This window comes from Neorhizobium descurainiae, assembly GCF_051400715.1.
GTDB lineage: Bacteria > Pseudomonadota > Alphaproteobacteria > Rhizobiales > Rhizobiaceae > Neorhizobium.
This window is the reverse complement of the sequence record NZ_JBLFFK010000001.1, coordinates 602,250-619,392: the sequence shown is the minus strand read 5'-3', so window position 1 is coordinate 619,392 and position 17,143 is coordinate 602,250. Positions and strand designations below refer to the sequence as shown.

General features: G+C 62.3%; 14 protein-coding genes and 1 tRNA gene. 6 read left to right on the top strand and 9 right to left on the bottom strand.

What is annotated here, in order from left to right; translation table 11 throughout:
- Positions 1 to 16: 16 nt before the first annotated feature.
- Genes ACMGE0_RS02855 through gltB form a run of 3 tightly spaced genes read right to left on the bottom strand, consistent with a single transcriptional unit; the run spans position 17 to position 5,418 of the window.
- A complete protein-coding gene (locus ACMGE0_RS02855) occupies positions 17 to 415 on the bottom strand; it encodes a type II toxin-antitoxin system VapC family toxin (RefSeq protein WP_436814341.1) in 399 nt (132 codons plus the stop codon).
- Positions 415 to 681 carry an antitoxin gene (locus tag ACMGE0_RS02850; protein ID WP_436814340.1) on the bottom strand — a complete coding sequence of 89 codons (267 nt, stop codon included), beginning with the start codon at positions 679 to 681 and terminating at the stop codon, positions 415 to 417. The genes ACMGE0_RS02855 and ACMGE0_RS02850 overlap by 1 nt, the downstream gene beginning before the upstream one ends.
- A gap of 57 nt (positions 682 to 738) precedes the next feature.
- Positions 739 to 5,418 (bottom strand): glutamate synthase large subunit, encoded by a 4,680-nt coding sequence (gene gltB, locus ACMGE0_RS02845; RefSeq protein WP_436814508.1) that lies wholly within the window; start codon positions 5,416 to 5,418, stop codon positions 739 to 741.
- 513 nt (positions 5,419 to 5,931) lie between these two features.
- On the opposite strand from gltB, the gene ACMGE0_RS02840 reads away from it, so the two are divergent.
- Positions 5,932 to 6,984, top strand: coding sequence for a threonine aldolase family protein (locus ACMGE0_RS02840; protein ID WP_436814339.1), 1,053 nt, complete (start codon positions 5,932 to 5,934; stop codon positions 6,982 to 6,984).
- 221 nt (positions 6,985 to 7,205) lie between these two features.
- On the opposite strand, the gene ACMGE0_RS02835 is transcribed toward ACMGE0_RS02840, so the two are convergent.
- A complete protein-coding gene (locus tag ACMGE0_RS02835) occupies positions 7,206 to 8,051 on the bottom strand; it encodes a LysR family transcriptional regulator (RefSeq protein ID WP_436814338.1) in 846 nt (281 codons plus the stop codon).
- Positions 8,052 to 8,138: 87 nt separating this feature from the next.
- On the opposite strand from ACMGE0_RS02835, the gene ACMGE0_RS02830 reads away from it, so the two are divergent.
- Positions 8,139 to 9,137 (top strand): bile acid:sodium symporter family protein, encoded by a 999-nt coding sequence (locus tag ACMGE0_RS02830; protein ID WP_436814337.1) that lies wholly within the window; start codon positions 8,139 to 8,141, stop codon positions 9,135 to 9,137.
- 96 nt (positions 9,138 to 9,233) lie between these two features.
- Here the strand turns inward: ACMGE0_RS02830 and ACMGE0_RS02825 are convergent, their stop codons facing one another.
- Positions 9,234 to 9,716 (bottom strand): Hsp20 family protein, encoded by a 483-nt coding sequence (locus ACMGE0_RS02825; RefSeq protein WP_436814336.1) that lies wholly within the window; start codon positions 9,714 to 9,716, stop codon positions 9,234 to 9,236.
- 360 nt (positions 9,717 to 10,076) lie between these two features.
- Complete coding sequence (locus tag ACMGE0_RS02820) at positions 10,077 to 11,900, bottom strand: FAD-dependent oxidoreductase (protein WP_436814335.1); 1,824 nt, start codon at positions 11,898 to 11,900, stop codon at positions 10,077 to 10,079.
- A gap of 158 nt (positions 11,901 to 12,058) precedes the next feature.
- Here ACMGE0_RS02820 and ACMGE0_RS02815 point away from each other — a divergent pair, with 158 nt between their 5' ends.
- Entirely contained in the window at positions 12,059 to 13,027 is a 969-nt protein-coding gene (locus ACMGE0_RS02815) for an alpha/beta fold hydrolase (RefSeq protein ID WP_436814334.1), read from the top strand.
- A gap of 6 nt (positions 13,028 to 13,033) precedes the next feature.
- Here ACMGE0_RS02815 and hisN read toward each other — a convergent pair whose 3' ends face one another.
- A complete protein-coding gene (gene hisN, locus ACMGE0_RS02810; RefSeq protein ID WP_436814333.1) occupies positions 13,034 to 13,810 on the bottom strand; it encodes a histidinol-phosphatase in 777 nt (258 codons plus the stop codon).
- Between the two features lie 317 nt (positions 13,811 to 14,127).
- Positions 14,128 to 15,015, bottom strand: a complete 888-nt coding sequence (locus ACMGE0_RS02805) for an N-formylglutamate amidohydrolase (protein WP_436814332.1) — start codon at positions 15,013 to 15,015, stop codon at positions 14,128 to 14,130.
- A gap of 449 nt (positions 15,016 to 15,464) precedes the next feature.
- On the opposite strand from ACMGE0_RS02805, the gene cpdR reads away from it, so the two are divergent.
- The 3 genes from cpdR (at position 15,465) to ACMGE0_RS02790 (ending at position 16,434) form a co-directional block, all read left to right on the top strand.
- The gene (gene cpdR / locus ACMGE0_RS02800; RefSeq protein ID WP_436814331.1) at positions 15,465 to 15,827 is read left to right on the top strand and encodes a cell cycle two-component system response regulator CpdR; all 363 of its coding nucleotides are present in this window, start codon (positions 15,465 to 15,467) and stop codon (positions 15,825 to 15,827) included.
- Between the two features lie 105 nt (positions 15,828 to 15,932).
- A tRNA-Val gene (locus tag ACMGE0_RS02795) sits at positions 15,933 to 16,007 on the top strand.
- Between the two features lie 22 nt (positions 16,008 to 16,029).
- A complete protein-coding gene (locus ACMGE0_RS02790; protein ID WP_436814330.1) occupies positions 16,030 to 16,434 on the top strand; it encodes a DUF1902 domain-containing protein in 405 nt (134 codons plus the stop codon).
- Between the two features lie 492 nt (positions 16,435 to 16,926).
- Here the strand turns inward: ACMGE0_RS02790 and ACMGE0_RS02785 are convergent, their stop codons facing one another.
- Positions 16,927 to 17,100, bottom strand: coding sequence for a DUF1328 domain-containing protein (locus ACMGE0_RS02785; RefSeq protein WP_085420201.1), 174 nt, complete (start codon positions 17,098 to 17,100; stop codon positions 16,927 to 16,929).
- Positions 17,101 to 17,143: the final 43 nt, after the last annotated feature.

Below are 17,143 nucleotides of genomic sequence, written 5' to 3'. Positions count from 1 at the left end.
AACCTCTGCTTTGCCGCTACCGCAGCCAGTTCTCAATCTTTAATCCCGGCACGCGGGAAAACTCTCTCTCGTTGTCTGTCACAAGCACCGCGTCCAAAGTGAGTGCATGCGCGGCGATCCAAAGGTCGTTCGGACCAATAGGTGTCCCTTGCCTTTTCAACTCTGCTCGCACCAAGCCGTATTGAAAGCGAACAGCCTCTTCCAAAGGTTCGACTCTGATAGCTCTCAAGATCGCTTCCATATTGCGGCGCAATCTTTCTGACCGTTTCAATTCCAACCCGAACTCGATCTCGCCGGCAACGATGACGCTGGTGAAGATATTTTCGGCGCCATAATGTTCGATCCTTTGTATGACACTTCCCTGCGGATAGCTGGAAAGATGCGAGATCGTGTTGGTATCAAGCAGATAGACCATCACAAGTCGACTTCGTCGAGCGGCAGGAGATTATCGTCATCGAGGTCAGGAAACCGATCTTCTTCCCCAAGTGGCTCCAGCGTTGCCAACACTTCCAACAAGGACTTGGTACTCCCGACCGGATGAACTAGTAGATCACCCTTCTCGTTCTTGCTAATCTCGACTTTATCTCCTTCGAACTCGAACTCCTTTGGAATGCGAATCGCCCGGCTCCGGCCATTCTTGAAGACCTGGGCGATTCTGACAGCGTTCGAATGCTCATTCATTAGCACCTCCACGTTGTGATATGACAATGTCATATCACAACGCTTCCAAACCTCCAATCACTCCGCCGCGATTCCCATCCGCATGCGTTCCATTTCGACAAGGGCGCGGCGGTATTCGACCGGCATGACCTTGCGGAATTTCGGCCGGTACTCGCTCCAGCGGTCGAGGATTTCCTTGGCGCGCGTCGAGCCCGTGTAATGCAGGTGGTTGGAGATGAGCTGGTAGAGGCGCTCCTCGTCGTGGCGCGTCATGTCCTCGGAGACGTCCACGCGTCCCTTGTGCATGAGGTCGCCGCCGTGATGGTGCAGCTTCTCCAGCATGTCGTCCTCTTCCGGAACCGGCTCGAGCTCGACCATCGCCATGTTGCAGCGCTTGGCGAAATCGCCCTTCTCGTCGAGCACGTAGGCGACGCCGCCCGACATGCCCGCCGCGAAGTTGCGGCCCGTCTCGCCGAGCACCACGACGATGCCGCCGGTCATATATTCGCAGCCGTGGTCGCCCACACCCTCGACGACGGCGATCGCGCCGGAATTGCGGACCGCGAAGCGCTCGCCCGCCACGCCGCGGAAATAGCACTCGCCGGTGATCGCGCCGTAGAGCACGGTATTGCCGACGATGATCGAGTTCTCCGCGACGAGCTTGGAATTCTCCGGCGGGCGCACGATGATGCGGCCGCCCGAAAGCCCCTTGCCGACATAGTCGTTGCCGTCGCCGACGAGATCGAAGGTGATGCCGCGGGCGAGGAAGGCGCCGAAGGACTGACCCGCGGTACCCGTGAGGGTCACATGGATCGTGTCGTCCTTGAGGCCCTTGTGGCCCCAGCGCTTGGCAAGCGCGCCGGACAGCATCGCGCCGGCCGAACGGTCGACGTTCTTGATCGCCACGTCGAAGACCACCGGCTCCTTGCTTTCGAGTGCCGGTTGAGACTTCTCGATCAGCTTGCGGTCGAGGATGTCGTCGATCGGATGCTTCTGGCGCTCGGTCCAGTAGGTCGCTTCCTTCGGCGCCTCCACCTTGTGGAAGATCTTCGAGAAATCCAGGCCCTTCGACTTCCAGTGCGAGATCGCCTCGTCCTTCTCCAGAAGCTCGGACATGCCGATGATGTCGTCGAACTTGGTGAAGCCGAGCGAGGCGAGGATCTCGCGCACTTCTTCGGCGACGAAGAAGAAGTAGTTGATGACGTGCTCCGGCGTGCCCTTGAAGCGCTTGCGCAGAACCGGGTCCTGCGTCGCGACCCCCACCGGACAGGTGTTCAAATGGCACTTGCGCATCATGATGCAGCCGGCGGCGATGACCGGAGCCGTCGCGAAGCCGAACTCGTCGGCGCCGAGCAGCGCCCCAATGATGACGTCGCGGCCGGTCTTGAGACCGCCGTCGACCTGCAGCGCGATGCGCGAGCGAAGCCCGTTCAGCACCAACGTCTGCTGGGTCTCGGCAAGACCGATTTCCCAGGGGCTGCCCGCATGCTTCAGCGAAGTGAGCGGAGAAGCGCCCGTGCCGCCGTCGAAACCCGCGACCGTGATATGGTCGGCGCGCGCCTTGGCGACGCCCGCCGCAACCGTGCCGACGCCCACCTCCGAGACGAGCTTCACGGAAATGTCCGAGGTCGGGTTGACGTTCTTCAGGTCGAAGATGAGCTGCGCCAGGTCTTCGATCGAATAGATGTCATGGTGCGGCGGCGGCGAGATGAGGCCGACGCCCGGCGTCGAGTGACGGGTCTTGGCGACCGTCGCATCCACCTTGTGGCCGGGCAATTGCCCGCCCTCGCCGGGCTTCGCCCCCTGCGCCACCTTGATCTGCAGCATGTCGGCATTGACCAGGTATTCCGTCGTCACCCCGAAGCGGCCGGAAGCCACCTGCTTGATCGCCGAGCGTTCCGGGTTTTGGCTACCGTCCGGCAGCGGCATGTAGCGGTCGCTCTCCTCGCCGCCCTCGCCGGTGTTCGACTTGCCGCCGATCCGGTTCATGGCGATCGCCAGCGTCGTATGCGCCTCGCGGCTGATCGAGCCGAAGGACATGGCGCCGGTGGAGAAGCGCTTGACGATCTCGGCAGCCGGCTCGACCTCGTCGATCAAGACGGGCTTGCGGCCGAGTTCACCGGCTTGTCTGATCTTGAACAGGCCGCGGATGGTGTTCATCCGCACCGCCGTCTCGTTCACCATCTCGGCGAATTCGCGGTAGCGGTCCTGGCTGTTGCCGCGCACGGCGTGCTGCAGCGTCGCAACGACATCCGGCGTCCAGGCGTGGCTTTCGCCGCGCATGCGGTAGGCGTATTCGCCGCCGATGTCGAGCGTCGAGGCCAGGACCGGGTCCTTGCCGAAGGCCGCATGGTGGCGGCGGACGGTCTCTTCGGCGATCTCCGCGAGGCCGACACCTTCGATCGTCGTGGCGGTGCCGAAGAAATACTTCTCGACAAGCTCGGAGGACAGGCCGACGGCGTCGAAGATCTGCGCGCCGCAATAGGACTGATAGGTCGAGATGCCCATCTTGGACATGACCTTGAGGATGCCCTTGCCGACCGCCTTGATGTAGCGGTAGACGATCTCGCTCGCATCCACCTCCTTCGGGAACTCGCCGCGCATGTGCATGTCGGTCAGCGTATCGAAGGCGAGATAGGGGTTGATCGCCTCGGCGCCGAAGCCCGCGAGACAGCAGAAGTGGTGGATTTCGCGCGGCTCGCCGGATTCGACGACGAGCCCCACCGAGGTCCTGAGCCCCTTGCGGATCAGGTGATGGTGCACGGCGGCCGTCGCCAGAAGCGCCGGGATCGCGATGCGGTCCGGCCCGATCTGGCGGTCGGAAAGCACGATGATGTTGTAGCCGCCCTTGACCGCAGCCTCGGCCCGCTCGCAGAGCCGGTCGAGCATTTCCGGCATGCCTTCGGCGCCGCGCTCGATGTCATAGGTGAAGTCGAGCGTCTTGGTGTCGAAGCGGTCTTCCGTGTGGCCGATCGAGCGGATCTTTTCGAGGTCGCCATTGGTCAGGATCGGCTGGCGCACTTCGAGCCGCTTGGCGTTCGCCATGCCCTCGTGGTCGAGAATGTTCGGACGCGGACCGATGAACGACACGAGGCTCATGACGAGCTCCTCGCGGATCGGGTCGATCGGCGGGTTGGTCACCTGCGCGAAGTTCTGCTTGAAATAGGTGTAGAGCAGCTTCGACTTTTCCGACATGGCCGAAATCGGCGTGTCGGTACCCATCGAGCCGACGGCTTCCTGGCCCGTCGTCGCCATCGGCGACATCAGGATCCTGGTGTCCTCGCTCGTGTAGCCGAAGGCCTGCTGGCGGTCGAGCAGGGAGACGTCGCGGCGCAGCGCCCGCGGCTCCACCGGCTTCAGCTCTTCGAGGATGAGCTGGGTGCGGTCGAGCCACTTTCCGTAGGGATGCTTGGTCGCGAGTTCAAACTTCAGCTCGTCGTCGGAGATGATCTGGCCCTTCTCCATGTCGATCAGCAGCATCTTGCCCGGCTGCAGCCGCCACTTCTTGACGATGCTCTCCTCCGGCACCGGCAGCACGCCCGCTTCGGACGCAAGGATGACACGGTCGTCGTCGGTGACGAGATAGCGCGCCGGTCTGAGGCCGTTGCGGTCGAGCGTCGCGCCGATCTGCTTGCCGTCGGTGAAACAGACGGCGGCCGGCCCATCCCACGGCTCCATCAGGGCCGCGTGGTATTCGTAGAACGCCTTGCGCTCCTTCGACATGGACTGGTTGCCGGCCCATGCTTCCGGGATCAGCATCATCATCGCATGCGCCAGCGAGTAACCGCCGCGCGTCAGGAATTCGAGCGCGTTGTCGAAACAGGCCGTGTCCGACTGTCCTTCGTAGGAGATCGGCCAGAGCTTGGAGATGTCGTCGCCGAAGAGCGGCGAGGAGACGGACGCCTGGCGCGCCGCCATCCAGTTGACGTTGCCGCGCAGCGTGTTGATTTCGCCGTTATGGGCGACCATGCGGTAGGGATGCGCGAGCTTCCAGGACGGGAAGGTGTTGGTCGAGAACCGCTGGTGGACGAGCGCCACCGCCGTCTCGAACCGGGGGTCGGAGAGGTCCTTGTAATAGGCGCCCACCTGATAGGCCAGGAACATGCCCTTGTAGACGATGGTCGAGGAGGAGAGCGACACCGGATAGAAGCCGGTCTCCTGGCCGCCGAACTGGTCGTAGATGCGGTTGGAGATCACCTTGCGGACCAGGAAGAGCTTGCGCTCGAATTCGAGGTTCGTCGCGGCATCGCGGCCGGCGCCGATGAAGACCTGCAGGTGATAGGGTTCGGTGGCGGCAATGTCCGGCGCCTTGGAGAGCGAGGAATTGTCGACCGGCACCTCGCGGAAGCCGAGGAACTGCTGCCCCTCCTCGGCGATCACATCGACGATGACTTGTCTGAAGTGCTCGATCTGCTCGGCATCGCGCGGCAGGAAGAAGTGCCCGACGGCATATTCGCCGGCCTTCGGCAGGGTGACGCCCTGGGCCGCCATTTCCTCGCGGAAGAAACGGTCGGGAATCTGTACGAGAATGCCCGCGCCATCGCCCATCAGCGGGTCCGCGCCCACAGCGCCGCGATGCGTCAGGTTTTCGAGGATGAAGAGGCCGTCCTTGACGATCTGGTGCGACCTCTTGCCCTTCATATGGGCGATGAAGCCGACGCCGCAGGCATCGTGCTCGTTGCGGGGATCGTAGAGCCCCTGGGCAGCCGGAATGCCGGAGGCGACAAACGGAACGCGCGCTTTCGTCTCGACAGACATCTGAGCCTCTTGGCCGGACATCTCGGAGATCATCTTCGTCATCGTCATTCCTCCTGTTGGCCGTTTCCACGAAACGGGCAAAGTGGCTCTCGGTTGTCTCTTTCGGATGACAGGCTGCGCGCCATCCCTTATCCACACGATGGCGCCGCTCCAGCGTCAGCTGCGGCTTTGCAGCGCAGCATAACCCGGATCGGCGTCCACGTCAGCGGAAAAGAGAGGCAGGCAGCCCTTTCATTTCCTGAAATTAGGACAGCACTTCTGTCCTAATTCTCATTTTCTATGACACAGTTGGGAATGCTCCACAAGGGCGCATTTTGAAAAATTCAAGGCAGCCGCGACAGGAGATTGCCCGGGCTTCCGTAAGCACGAAATTTAATTGCCGGAAAGGCTTTGGCTTATTCAATTGATTGCCTCGAAGGTAGGCCCGCGGCGCGAAGGCGCCTTTCCCGTTGATTGCGGGCTCAAAACGCTTAATCTCCTGACGCTTTTCAAAATCTCCCAAGGTGTCCCTTCATGTTTTTCGCTTCCGACAACTGGGCCGGCGCCCATCCCGCCATCAATGACCGCCTTTCGAAGGAATCGACCCGGTTCGCGGCCGCCTATGGCACCAGCGACCTCGACAAGGCGGTGGAAGCCCGCTTCAACGAGATCTTCGAGCGCGAGGTGTCGGTCTATTTCGTCTCCACCGGCACGGCCGCCAATTCCCTGTCTCTGGCGAGCGTCGCGCGGGTCGGCGGCGTCGCTTTCTCCCATTCGGAAGCCCACGTGATCGAGGACGAATGCGGCGCGCCGGATTTCTTCAGCGGCATGCGCATGGTCCCGGTCGATGGTGAAAACGGCAAGATGGACCCGGAAAGGCTTGGCGAGCGCATTGCCGCCTATCCGCAGGGTCACGTCCACCATGGCCGTGCCGCCGCCGTCACCCTCACCCAGGCGACGGAGACCGGCACAATCTATTCGCTCGGCGAGATCGACGCGCTCACCAAGGTCGCCAGGGCCAACGGCCTGCCGGTCCACATGGACGGCGCCCGCTTTGCCAATGCGCTGGTCGCGCTCGGCTGTACGCCCGCCGAAATGACATGGAAGCGCGGCATCGACATCCTCTCTTTCGGCGGCACCAAGAACGGCTGCTGGTGCGCCGAGGCGATCGTCTTCTTCAATCCGGAGCTTGCTAAGGATTTCGCCTTCATCCGCAAGCGCGCCGCTCAGCTCTTTTCGAAAACCCGCTTCATCTCCGCCCAGTTCGAGGCCTATCTGCAGGACGATCTTTGGCTCGCCATGGCAAGCCACGCCAATGCCATGGCCGATCGCTTACGCGCCGGCATCCGTTCGCTGAACAGCACGCGGCTTGCCTGGGACACCACCTCCAACGAGGTTTTTGCCATCCTCAACAAGGCCTCCGCCGAAGCCGCCCAGGCAAATGGCGCCAAGTTCTACGATTGGCCGGAGCCGACCAACATGCCGGAGCCGGTCAAGGACGATGAGACCCTCATCCGCCTCGTCACCTCCTTCGCCACGACCGAGGACGACATCGACCAGTTTTTGGCGATCTGCAAGGCGGGCTGAGGTTTCGTTTGACTGCCAAGCTTGCGCGTATTGGGGCGAAGACGGCGCCACGATTCGATCTCCTCCCTTGCGGGGGAGATGTCCGGCAGGACAGAGGGGGGTCTATCTACATACTCTTCGGCAATTGAGTTTGCGGCACCACCCCCTCTGTCACCTCCGGTGACATCTCCCCCGCAAGGGGGGAGAAGGGAGCTTGCCGGACCGCCCCCTCACCCCAAATTCTACGGCACGATCTGCGCCACGATCAGGCTCGACAACGCTTCCGTCAACGCGGCGTCGGCGCCGCGCCGGGGGATGAGCACGAATTCCACGTCCTCCAGAACCGGCAACCGGTCGGCCGGGACTTCCCTCAGGCCCGACGGCGCCATGCTGCGCGGCTGCACGAGCACGCCCATGCCGGCCCTAGCCGCAGCGGTGAGGCCGCTGAGGCTGCCGCAGGTGCAGACGATCCGCCATGCCATCTTCTCCCGGTCGAGCGCCTCCTGCGCCACCCGGCGGGTGATCGAGGGCGGCGGAAAGGCAATCAGCGGCAGCGCATCGCCGCGCGACAAAACGAGGTCCGGATCGCGCGCCAGCCAGACGAGCGGCTCGCGATAGAGCAGCCGCCCATGCGTCTCGCCGATATGGCGCTTCGCCAGCACCAGGTCGAGGTCGCCAGCATCCTGCATCTGGTAGAGTACGGCGGAGAGCGCCACGTTGAGTTCGAGGTCGACCAGCGGATAGAGCCGGATGAAATCCTCCAGGATCGAGGTCAGCCGGCTCGCCACCACGTCTTCCGATACGCCGAGCCGCAGCCGCCCGCGCAGCCGGCTTTCGCCGAACAGCGAGGCGACCTTGCCGTTCAGATCCAGCATGCCGCGCGCATAGCCGAGCAGCGCTTCTCCCTCCGCCGTCAGTTTGACCTGATGCGTGTCGCGGAAGACGAGCCGCCGGCCGAGCGCTTTTTCAAGCCGCTGGATATGCTGCGTGACGGTGGACTGGCCGATGCCGAGCCGTGCCGCGGCCTCCGTGAAACTGCCGGTCTGCTGCAGCATGACGAAACTGCTGAGGTGATGAAGGTTCAGCATCGTTATCCGCTCTCATGATAACTGTTAGTGTTTGCATTCTGCTTCATGATAAGAGAGAGGGGAAGCGTCGCATTGAGGATACCGCCCATGAGCCGCTTCCTGCCGGACCGCTTCACCGTCCTTCTGGTCTGCACCGTCATCCTCGCCTCGCTCCTGCCGATCCATGGTGAATGGGCCGAATGGTTCGGCGTCGCCACCGACGTCGCCATCGGCCTGCTTTTCTTCCTGCATGGCGCGAGGCTTTCGCGTGACGTGGTGGTCGCGGGCATCCTGCACTGGCGCCTGCATCTGACGATCCTGCTGGTAACGTTCGCGGTCTTCCCGGTCCTCGGGCTCGCGATCGGCTTCATTCCGGAAGATATCCTCCCCTCGCCGCTCTATGCCGGTATCCTCTTCCTCTGCGTCCTGCCCTCTACGGTCCAGTCCTCGATCGCGTTCACCTCCATGGCGGGCGGCAATGTGCCGGCGGCAGTCTGCGCCGCCTCCGGCTCCAACATCCTCGGCATGTTCCTGACGCCGCTGCTGGCCGGCCTGCTGCTTTCGACCACCGGCGACGGCGGCTTTTCGTGGGACGCGCTGGAAAGCATCCTTCTGCAGCTTCTGGTCCCCTTCGTCGTCGGCCAGATCCTGCAGCCCTGGATCGGCAACTGGATCCGTTCGAAGAAGAAACTGCTGGCGCCGGTCGACCGCGGTTCGATCCTGATGGTCGTCTATCTCGCCTTCTCCGAAGCGGTGATGGAAGGCCTGTGGCACACCTTCTCGGCCACCGACATCGCAGTCGTCATCGTCATCGACATGGCCCTGCTCGCGGTCGTCCTCTGCCTCACCATGTTCGGCAGCCGGGCGCTCGGCTTCGCGAAGGAGGACGAGATCACCATCACCTTCTGCGGGTCGAAGAAATCGCTGGCGAGCGGCGTGCCGATGGCGAGCGCCATCTTCGCCAACCAGTCGTCCTCGATTGGCGCGATCGTGCTGCCGCTGATGCTCTTCCACCAGATCCAGCTCATGGCCTGCGCGGTGATCGCCCAGAAATACGCCAACCGGCTGAAGGAAAAGGAAGCGACAGCGGAGCCGGCAGCGGCTTAATTCGGAGAATAAAAAACGGCCCTTCCCCCAAGAGGAAGGGCCGCGGGCTCGGCTTGCTTCGTCGGTTGGCCGCTTGCGCGGCGCCGGCACCGAGGATTAGTTGATCTGCTGCGGGGCGACCTGAGCCTCGATCGTCTTCGCCGCGCCGCCTGCTTCGGCAGCGATCGCGATGCGACGGGGCTTCATGGCTTCCGGGATGTTCCGGACAAGGTCGATATGCAGCAGGCCGTTCTTCAGCGAAGCGGACTGGACTTCGACATGATCGGCGAGCTGGAAGCGGCGCTCGAAGGCGCGCTTGGCAATCCCGCGATAGAGATATTCGCTCTCTCCGGCGGTCTCTTCTTCGCTCTTTTCACCTTTCACGGTCAGGACGTGAGCCTGAGCTTCGAGGCTCAGTTCCTTTTCGTCGAAACCGGCGACGGCCATGGTGATGCGATAGGTGTTCTCACCGGTCCGCTCGATATTGTAGGGCGGATAGCTCGGCGTCTGATCGGCAAGGCTACGGCTGTCGAGCAGGTTGAAAAGGCGGTCGAAACCCACGGTGGACCGGTAAAGCGGGGAAAAATCGACGTGACGCATGATGTCCTCTCTTGAAGCGACGTTGCGGTTTTCGGTTCGGTTCCGCATCCCTTTTTGGCGATGGCGGAGCCGTTCAGCGGACCCTTTTCGGCGCCCGCAACCGGAAGATGGGAATTGCCTTTTGCCGCTTCAAGACCCTGCCGGAGAAACCCTTTTTCGCGCCTGAACTCCATATGAACGGGCCATTCCGGCTGCGTTCAGGCGGCTTCCGGTAGAACTAATCATGGGAAGGCGGACTGCCTCCCGAAGACTGAAGGTCTCTCGTCCCTTCACTTCAGTCCCCCCTTGCCGGAGCCGGACGGTTTCCCCGAACTGTCGGTTCCGGCTTCTTTTTGCCCGCATCAGCCCATTTTGCCCGCATCAGCCCAGTCGCGTGAAGCCGTCCGCACTCCAGCGTTCGCTGCCCACGCCGTGATGCACGAAGAAGAGACCGTCCGGATCGTATTTGTCTTTCACGGCGAGGAGCCTTGCATAGTTCTCGCCCCAGAAGGCGTCTTGCCAGGCCTCCTCGAAGTAATCGCTTTCCGATACGTAGGAGGCGGCCGCCGGCAGCAGCCCGCGCACTTCCTTCATGGCCTTGCCGATCGACTGCGCATTGCTGCGGGCAGCCGGCACGTCGGGTTCGCGGCCGGCAATGCCGGGATAGGCAGGCGGCTCCTCGGCGCCGCTGATGGCGAGCGCAAAGGCGTCGAGCATGGCGGGGTTGGTCGCCGTGTCGCGCGCCCCTTCGATCGCCTCCGCAGGCGCCCCCGCGAGGCCCTTGTTGGTATGCAGGGACACGCCCCAATGCCTGCTTGCCGCAAAGAGCGCGTCGGCGAGAAGCTCCTGCCGGTCCTGTTGAAGAAGAAAAGCCGGGAGCCAGGCGGATTGGAAACCATGCAAGACCTGCCCCGCCTGTCCCAGATCGCCCGCCCAGAAGACGTTGACTTCCGGCGCACCGGGGCGATCGTCGGCGATCACTAGGCCGGGGAGTTGCGAGAGGAATGCCGGATCCCAGAAATTCCGGGCCGGCACGGCGACGACCGTCGGTTCGGAATCGAAGCTGAAGTCCCCGGGAGCATTCTGTATCCATTCGAAGAACGGCCGCCAGGTTGCATCCGCCTGCTGCTGGTCGAGCCCCTGGAACAGCATGGAGATATCGAGGACATTGTTTCGCCGGAAGCGGATCTGTTCTCCCCAATGCGGATTGATTAGCGCCTCGCCATAGAATTCCAGCACCTTGCCGATCAGCCGGCGGAAGGCATCATCCGATGCCGCCTTGACCGTCGCGAACACTGCACCGAACGTCTCCGGCAAGGCATGTGTCCGCAGCGTCAGCCGGGTCACGACGCCGAGGCTGCCGCCCCCGCCACCCTTGATCCCCCAGAACAGGTCCGGGTTCGTGCAGGCATTGGCGATCCTGATTTCGCCGTCCGCGGTAACGACCTCCGCCTCCAAGAGGCTCGCGGCAGCCAGACCGTAGGCCTTCGAAAAGCTGCCGAACCCGCCGCTCTGGATAAGGCCCGCAACCCCGACCGTCAGGCATCCGCCGCCCTGGACATAGCGGCCGGCCTTCGTGGTGACGGCGTCATAGACCTGCCCCCAGATGGCCCCGGCCTTGACGGTGACTGCCGGCTGCGGCGCCTGCCGCCCGGCGCATCCTTCGCCGATGAAGGCATCGTGGAGCGTCACGGCGCTCATCTTCCGCGTCCAGACCAGGAGCGAATCCGGAGCGCTGGACGTGCCCTGGTAACTATGCCCGCCGCCCTTCACGACCAGTCTCAGATTGTTCTCGCGTGCGAAATTCACCGCCGCGACGACGTCTGCCGTCGTCTGCGCTGCGACCGCATAAACGCTCGGCTGCGACGTCCAGGCGTCCACCCAGCCGAGGGTCTGCGTCAGGCCGGCCTCGTCGCCGAGATAATATGGGTTCTTCAACGCCTTGAAGACATCCGCGCATCGGGCGTCTGAAGGCGCGCTCCTGCACGCATCGAGCGGTGATCGAACGCTTATCAGCCGACCGCCGACATTCTCGCGCAGCCGGCTCCAGCCTGCTTCGGAAGGCCATTGCGGATCGCCCGGCCGCACGCGCGAGGCGGGATGGTCGGCGGCCAAAGCCTGCGCCGGGCCTGACATCCACGACCAGGCGCTTTGCACGAGCGGGATCGCCGATACCGTCGCCAACAGGAACCGTCTTCTGTTCATTGCACCCCGCCTCCGGCCTCGACGCCACATATTCGGCATCGGACCCAGGCTAAAGTCAACGCAGCGCCGCCGCAATCCAAGCCTCGGAGCACGCTTTCCACTTGACGTCCCGCCACCCTCGCCTATCGCTTATCCCCATGACCGAAGCTTCAGATTCCATGGACGACGTTCTTCATCCGACCCCCGGCAATCCGATGCCGCAGAACTATACGGCCGGCTATTTCACCGGCCATCGCGGCACGAAGCTGCGCTACGGCCTGTTCCGCTCCGAAAGGTCGCCGGCAGTCGGCACGGTGGTTCTCATGCAGGGACGCAACGAATTCATCGAGAAGTATTTCGAGACGATCCGCGATCTGAACGCGATGGGGCTCTGGGTCGCGACCTTCGACCTGCGCGGCCAGGGCGGCTCCGAGCGCCTGACCAAGGATCCGCGCAAGGGGCATGTGCGGCGCTTCTCCGATTACGAGCGCGACCTTGAAATCTTCCTCGAGCAGATCGTCCTGCCGGATGCCCGCCTGCCCTTCTTCCTCGTCGGACATTCGACCGGCGCGCTGATCGCGCTTTCCGCCGCCCCGCGGCTGTCGAACCGCATCCATCGCATGGCGCTCGCCGGTCCCTATATCGCCCTGTCCGGACAAAGCGTGCCGGAAGGCGTCATCCGCGCGATCGCCGGCCTCGCCTCCTGGACGGGCTTCGGCCGCACCCAGCTCGGCAAGGATCAGAGCCACCGCCCCTTCGAAGGCAATCCGCTCACCTCCGATATCGAACGCTTCAAGCGCAATGCGGAGATCATCGCCGCCCATCCGGAACTGACCGTCGGCGCCCCCACGGCCCGCTGGCTGCGCGAGACGTTCCGGACGATGAACCGCGTATCGAACCAGGCGCATCTCACGCGGATCACCATTCCGACGCTGATCCTGGCGCCCGTGCTCGACGGCATCGTGCCTTACCGGGCGCAGGAGGAACTGTCGCGCAATTTCCGGGCCGCCCAGCTCGTCACCGTCAACGGCGCCCGCCACGAGCTCTTCCACGACAGGGACATCTACCGGGCGCAGGGACTTGCCGCGATCGAGGCCTTCATGCCCGGCCAGGACGGCGGCTACGGCCTTTCCGAAACCGCGGCCTGATCCGCCTCACTTGCCCGAGAGCAGCTTCAGCGCCTCTTCGTGCACGGCCCTGCTGCCGGCCGCGACGATGCCGCCGCCGTTCTCCGGCCGCCCGCCCTCCCAGGTCGTGATGACGCCGCCCGCCTGTTCGATGAGCGGGATCAGCGCACCGACGTCATAGGGCTTCAGCCCGTTCTCGACGACGATATCCACATGGCCGGACGCGACGAGCGCATAGGCATAGCAGTCGCAGCCGTAGCGGAAGAGCCGTACCCGGCTTTCGACCGCCCGGTATTTCTCCCCGTCGCCGCCGACGAAAAGATGCGGCGAAGTGGTGAACAGGATCGCGTCGCTCAGGGCCTTGCAGTCGCGGGTGGCAATCTGACGCTCTCCGTCGGGACCGCGATACCACGAGCGCGTGCCGTCGGCGAAATAGCGCTCGCCGGTGAACGGCTGGTCCATCAGCCCCATCGCCGCCCGCCCGTTCGACTGGAAGCCGATCAGCGTGCCCCAGACGGGCAGGCCGGAGATGAAGGCGCGCGTGCCGTCGATCGGGTCGATCACCCAGATATGCTCGCGGTCGAGCCCGACATTCTCGTGCTCCTCGCCCAGAATGCCGTGTTCGGGGAATCTCTCGGCGATGAGCGCTCGGATGGCGGTTTCCGCAGCGCGGTCGCCCTCCGTCACCGGGTCGAAGCCGCCCTCCATCTTGTTCGTCACATAGGCGCCGGTGCGGAAGCGCGGCAGCGTTTCCGCCTTGGCGGCATCGGCCAGCGCATAGAAGAAATTGCGGTCGGGAAGCATCGGAGAAACCCCTCGTGGATTGGAGATTTCTTCTAAATCAGCCGGCACGGCGTGGGAACCGCCTTCAACCAGGTACTGGCAGAAAAACTCCCTGCCGAAAATCGCGCCATTTCGCCCAATAATGGCGCAAATTTAGCCACCTAAAATAGCTGCTTGACAATTGTGCAGCGCACTACTACCGTCCAAGGCACAGTCTTTGACTGTAAATACCCTCCTTGGGTGTTTCCTCCCTAGACTTAGCCGCGCCCACAAGCGCGGTTTTTTTTGCCCGCAGGCAAGCGGGAATCAGCAAGCCTCAAGTCTGTGGATAATTCGGATTACTCCGCGGCGAGCGCGCTGTCGCTGCCGGAGAAATCGATGACGAATTCCGCCATCTGCCGCATGAAGGTGGAGAGCGCCGCCGCGATCATCGGGAATTCCGGCTTCTTGTCGAGCGTCACCTCGTCTACGTAGAGCGAGCGGTTGATCTCGATCTGCAGCGCGTGCAGGCCCCTCACCGGACGGCCGTAATGTTCGGTGATGAAGCCGCCCGCATAAGGCTTGTTGCGAACCGCCGAGAAACCCATTGCGTCCAGGAACTGCAGCGCGGCGCGCGAAAGCTCGGCCGATGCGCTGGTTCCGTACCGGTCGCCGATGATGAAGTCCGGCCGGATGTCGGAACCGGAAAGCCTTATATTGCCGGGCATGGAATGGCAGTCGATGAGGATGGCGAGCCCGAAATGCGCATGGGTGCGGGCGATCAGCCTCCTCAGGCAGGCGTGGTAGGGCTTGTAGATCGTCTCGATGCGGGACATCGCCTCCTCGACCGACAGGCGGCGGCGATAGATCTCCATGTTTTCGGCGACGATCCTCGGAATGGTGCCGAGACCGCCCGCGACCCGCATGGAGCCGATATTGACGAAGGGGGGCAGCGGCCCGTCGAACATGCGCGGATCGAGCTCGTAGGGCTCGCGGTTGACGTCCAGATAGGCGCGCGGGAAATGGGCGGCGAGAAGCGGTGCGCCGAGCTCCGGCGCATCGCCGAAGAGCTCGTCGACATAATGGTCGGCGGAGCGGCGGATGGCGAGCGCGTCGAGATTGGTTTCGGCAAGGAATGTGGACGGATAGCGGCGTCCGCTATGCGGCGAATTGAAGACGAAGGGAATGGTCTGCGTGGCGGGCTCCCTCACGTCGAAATGCTCAAAATCGCCCGCCCTGCAATCCATTCTGCCTTTACCATGTCACGAACTTGTTCTGAACGCCATGTTGCCAGTTGCCCGGCATGAAGTCCATACTGTCCGGAGCGTCGAATGTTCATTTGAAATCGATTCCGTTGGCTCAGGCCGGTTCGTTCCACGAGGAGAAGGGCGTATTCAGCCGTCGATACGGCCAGGCCCTTCGATGACGTGAGCGGCCGGTTCAGCCAAACTCCGGGAAAGCTGGATTTTCGCCATGATCCTCGGCTTTTGCTTCGGACGTACCGGAAGGTATGCCCGTGGCAAGGGCCTTGATCCTGACGAAAATTCGTGGCCATGCAATGGTTCCAAATGAACGTCTAACGCTCTATATGCCTATCACACGCTTTCACACACTATTAAACGGATATTTACCGGGTCTTGGCAGTGTGAGAGGCCTCTAAAACACTTGAAATCTGCATTGGTGACGGTCCCCGGAGATGATTCAGAAAATCCTTCTCGCCGAAGATGATAACGACATGCGCCGTTTCCTCGTGAAGGCGCTCGAAAAGGCGGGCTACAAGGTCGCTTCCTTCGACAATGGCGCAAGCGCCTACGACCGGCTGCGCGAGGAACCCTTCTCGCTGCTCCTGACCGACATCGTCATGCCCGAAATGGACGGCATCGAGCTTGCCCGCCGCGCCACCGAACTCGATCCGGACCTGAAGGTCATGTTCATCACCGGCTTTGCGGCGGTCGCGCTCAACTCCGATTCCAGGGCTCCGAAGGACGCCAAGGTGCTTTCCAAACCCTTCCACCTGCGCGATCTGGTGGACGAGGTGAACAAGCTGCTCGCGGCCTGAGGCGGGAAAGCCCGGAAACGCAAGGCCTTCAAAAAACCTTCGCATTTCATGGCAAAAACCAGTTGACGGCCCGACCAGTCCATGGTTTATCCGCCGCCATCGGATGGGCGTGTAGCTCAGCGGGAGAGCACTACGTTGACATCGTAGGGGTCACAGGTTCAATCCCTGTCACGCCCACCATCCTGTTTTCTTGACAATCAAGATGTCGAAGGCGCCGTGCGGCGCCTTTTGCATTTTGCCAACAGGTTGGCTGAATGGCACCGAACGTTCTCTCGATCATTCAATTTTAGGGACTCCGGCCTTATCTCTTGCGCAGGGAGGGGTTGCATGCTTTGGCTCAGCCGAGGGACGAGAAAGGAAGAGCATGAAAAAGAAGTTTCTCGTGATTGCTCAATGGGACGAAGACGCTGGAATGTGGGTAGCCACCAGCGACGACATTCCCGGTCTCGTGACAGAAGCCAAAAGCATGGATGACTTGATCAAGCGGGTCATGGCGATATCTCCCGAGCTGATTGAGGACAATCTCGGCAGTGCGGGCGAGATGGACGACCTTCTCGAAGTCTGCGTCCAATCCTCCTTCAGCCTCCAAGGGACCGCTCTGCATTAACGGTTCGCGGCTTTTACCAGGACATAGCAGCCGTCTTGGAATCCTAAAGGCTGTTATTTCGTCCGGCATGGAAAAGGCGGCCATGAAATCTGGCATAGCCCGATAACCAATCGGAACTTCAGCGTCGACAAGAGCTGCATGTCCAGGTTCACGGCCAATGCGATCATGAAGCAGGCCGGAATAGATCATAAATTCTGAATGTGCCCCACATCGACGAGCAGGACGCTGCGCCGGCTCTGCGCCACCGTTCAACATCTGCAAATTTCTTTCGTCAACCGTACCGAATCTCCCCGAACCGGCCTCGCGAAGCGACAAAAGATGTGCCAGATGCGACCTGCCCGCGTTTTTTTGAGTGAGCGCGGATTTTTTCCCCAACTTGCCCTGCTGCGATGACCGGCAGGGCTTTTTTCTTTTCGGCCGGAGAGCACGAGCAGCCATGGCGGGGCCAGGTCCCGTAATCGTTCTGATCCGTCGCGAATGGATTCGGGCCGGTCACATCACGGCGCTGCCGGCCATGAGCGCCAGCACGAGGAAGACCAGGAAGACGACGAGGAAGATGAAGAAGAGGAATTTCGCAATCGTGGCGGTCGCCGCCGAGATGCCGGAGAAGCCGAAAAAACCGGAGATCAGCGAGATGACCAGAAAGATGAGAGCCCATTTCAGCATGGAACTTGTTCCTTCACGTTGATGACCGGATAACGTGAAGAAA

Coding starts and splice junctions, on each gene's coding strand:
- ACMGE0_RS02855 (WP_436814341.1), bottom strand. CDS start 415: ATGGTCTATCTGCTTGATACCAACACGATCTCGCATCTTTCCAGCTAT.
- ACMGE0_RS02850 (WP_436814340.1), bottom strand. CDS start 681: ATGAATGAGCATTCGAACGCTGTCAGAATCGCCCAGGTCTTCAAGAAT.
- gltB (WP_436814508.1), bottom strand. CDS start 5,418: ATGTCTGTCGAGACGAAAGCGCGCGTTCCGTTTGTCGCCTCCGGCATT.
- ACMGE0_RS02840 (WP_436814339.1), top strand. CDS start 5,932: ATGTTTTTCGCTTCCGACAACTGGGCCGGCGCCCATCCCGCCATCAAT.
- ACMGE0_RS02835 (WP_436814338.1), bottom strand. CDS start 8,051: ATGCTGAACCTTCATCACCTCAGCAGTTTCGTCATGCTGCAGCAGACC.
- ACMGE0_RS02830 (WP_436814337.1), top strand. CDS start 8,139: ATGAGCCGCTTCCTGCCGGACCGCTTCACCGTCCTTCTGGTCTGCACC.
- ACMGE0_RS02825 (WP_436814336.1), bottom strand. CDS start 9,716: ATGCGTCACGTCGATTTTTCCCCGCTTTACCGGTCCACCGTGGGTTTC.
- ACMGE0_RS02820 (WP_436814335.1), bottom strand. CDS start 11,900: ATGAACAGAAGACGGTTCCTGTTGGCGACGGTATCGGCGATCCCGCTC.
- ACMGE0_RS02815 (WP_436814334.1), top strand. CDS start 12,059: ATGGACGACGTTCTTCATCCGACCCCCGGCAATCCGATGCCGCAGAAC.
- hisN (WP_436814333.1), bottom strand. CDS start 13,810: ATGCTTCCCGACCGCAATTTCTTCTATGCGCTGGCCGATGCCGCCAAG.
- ACMGE0_RS02805 (WP_436814332.1), bottom strand. CDS start 15,015: ATGGATTGCAGGGCGGGCGATTTTGAGCATTTCGACGTGAGGGAGCCC.
- cpdR (WP_436814331.1), top strand. CDS start 15,465: ATGATTCAGAAAATCCTTCTCGCCGAAGATGATAACGACATGCGCCGT.
- ACMGE0_RS02790 (WP_436814330.1), top strand. CDS start 16,030: ATGTCGAAGGCGCCGTGCGGCGCCTTTTGCATTTTGCCAACAGGTTGG.
- ACMGE0_RS02785 (WP_085420201.1), bottom strand. CDS start 17,100: ATGCTGAAATGGGCTCTCATCTTTCTGGTCATCTCGCTGATCTCCGGT.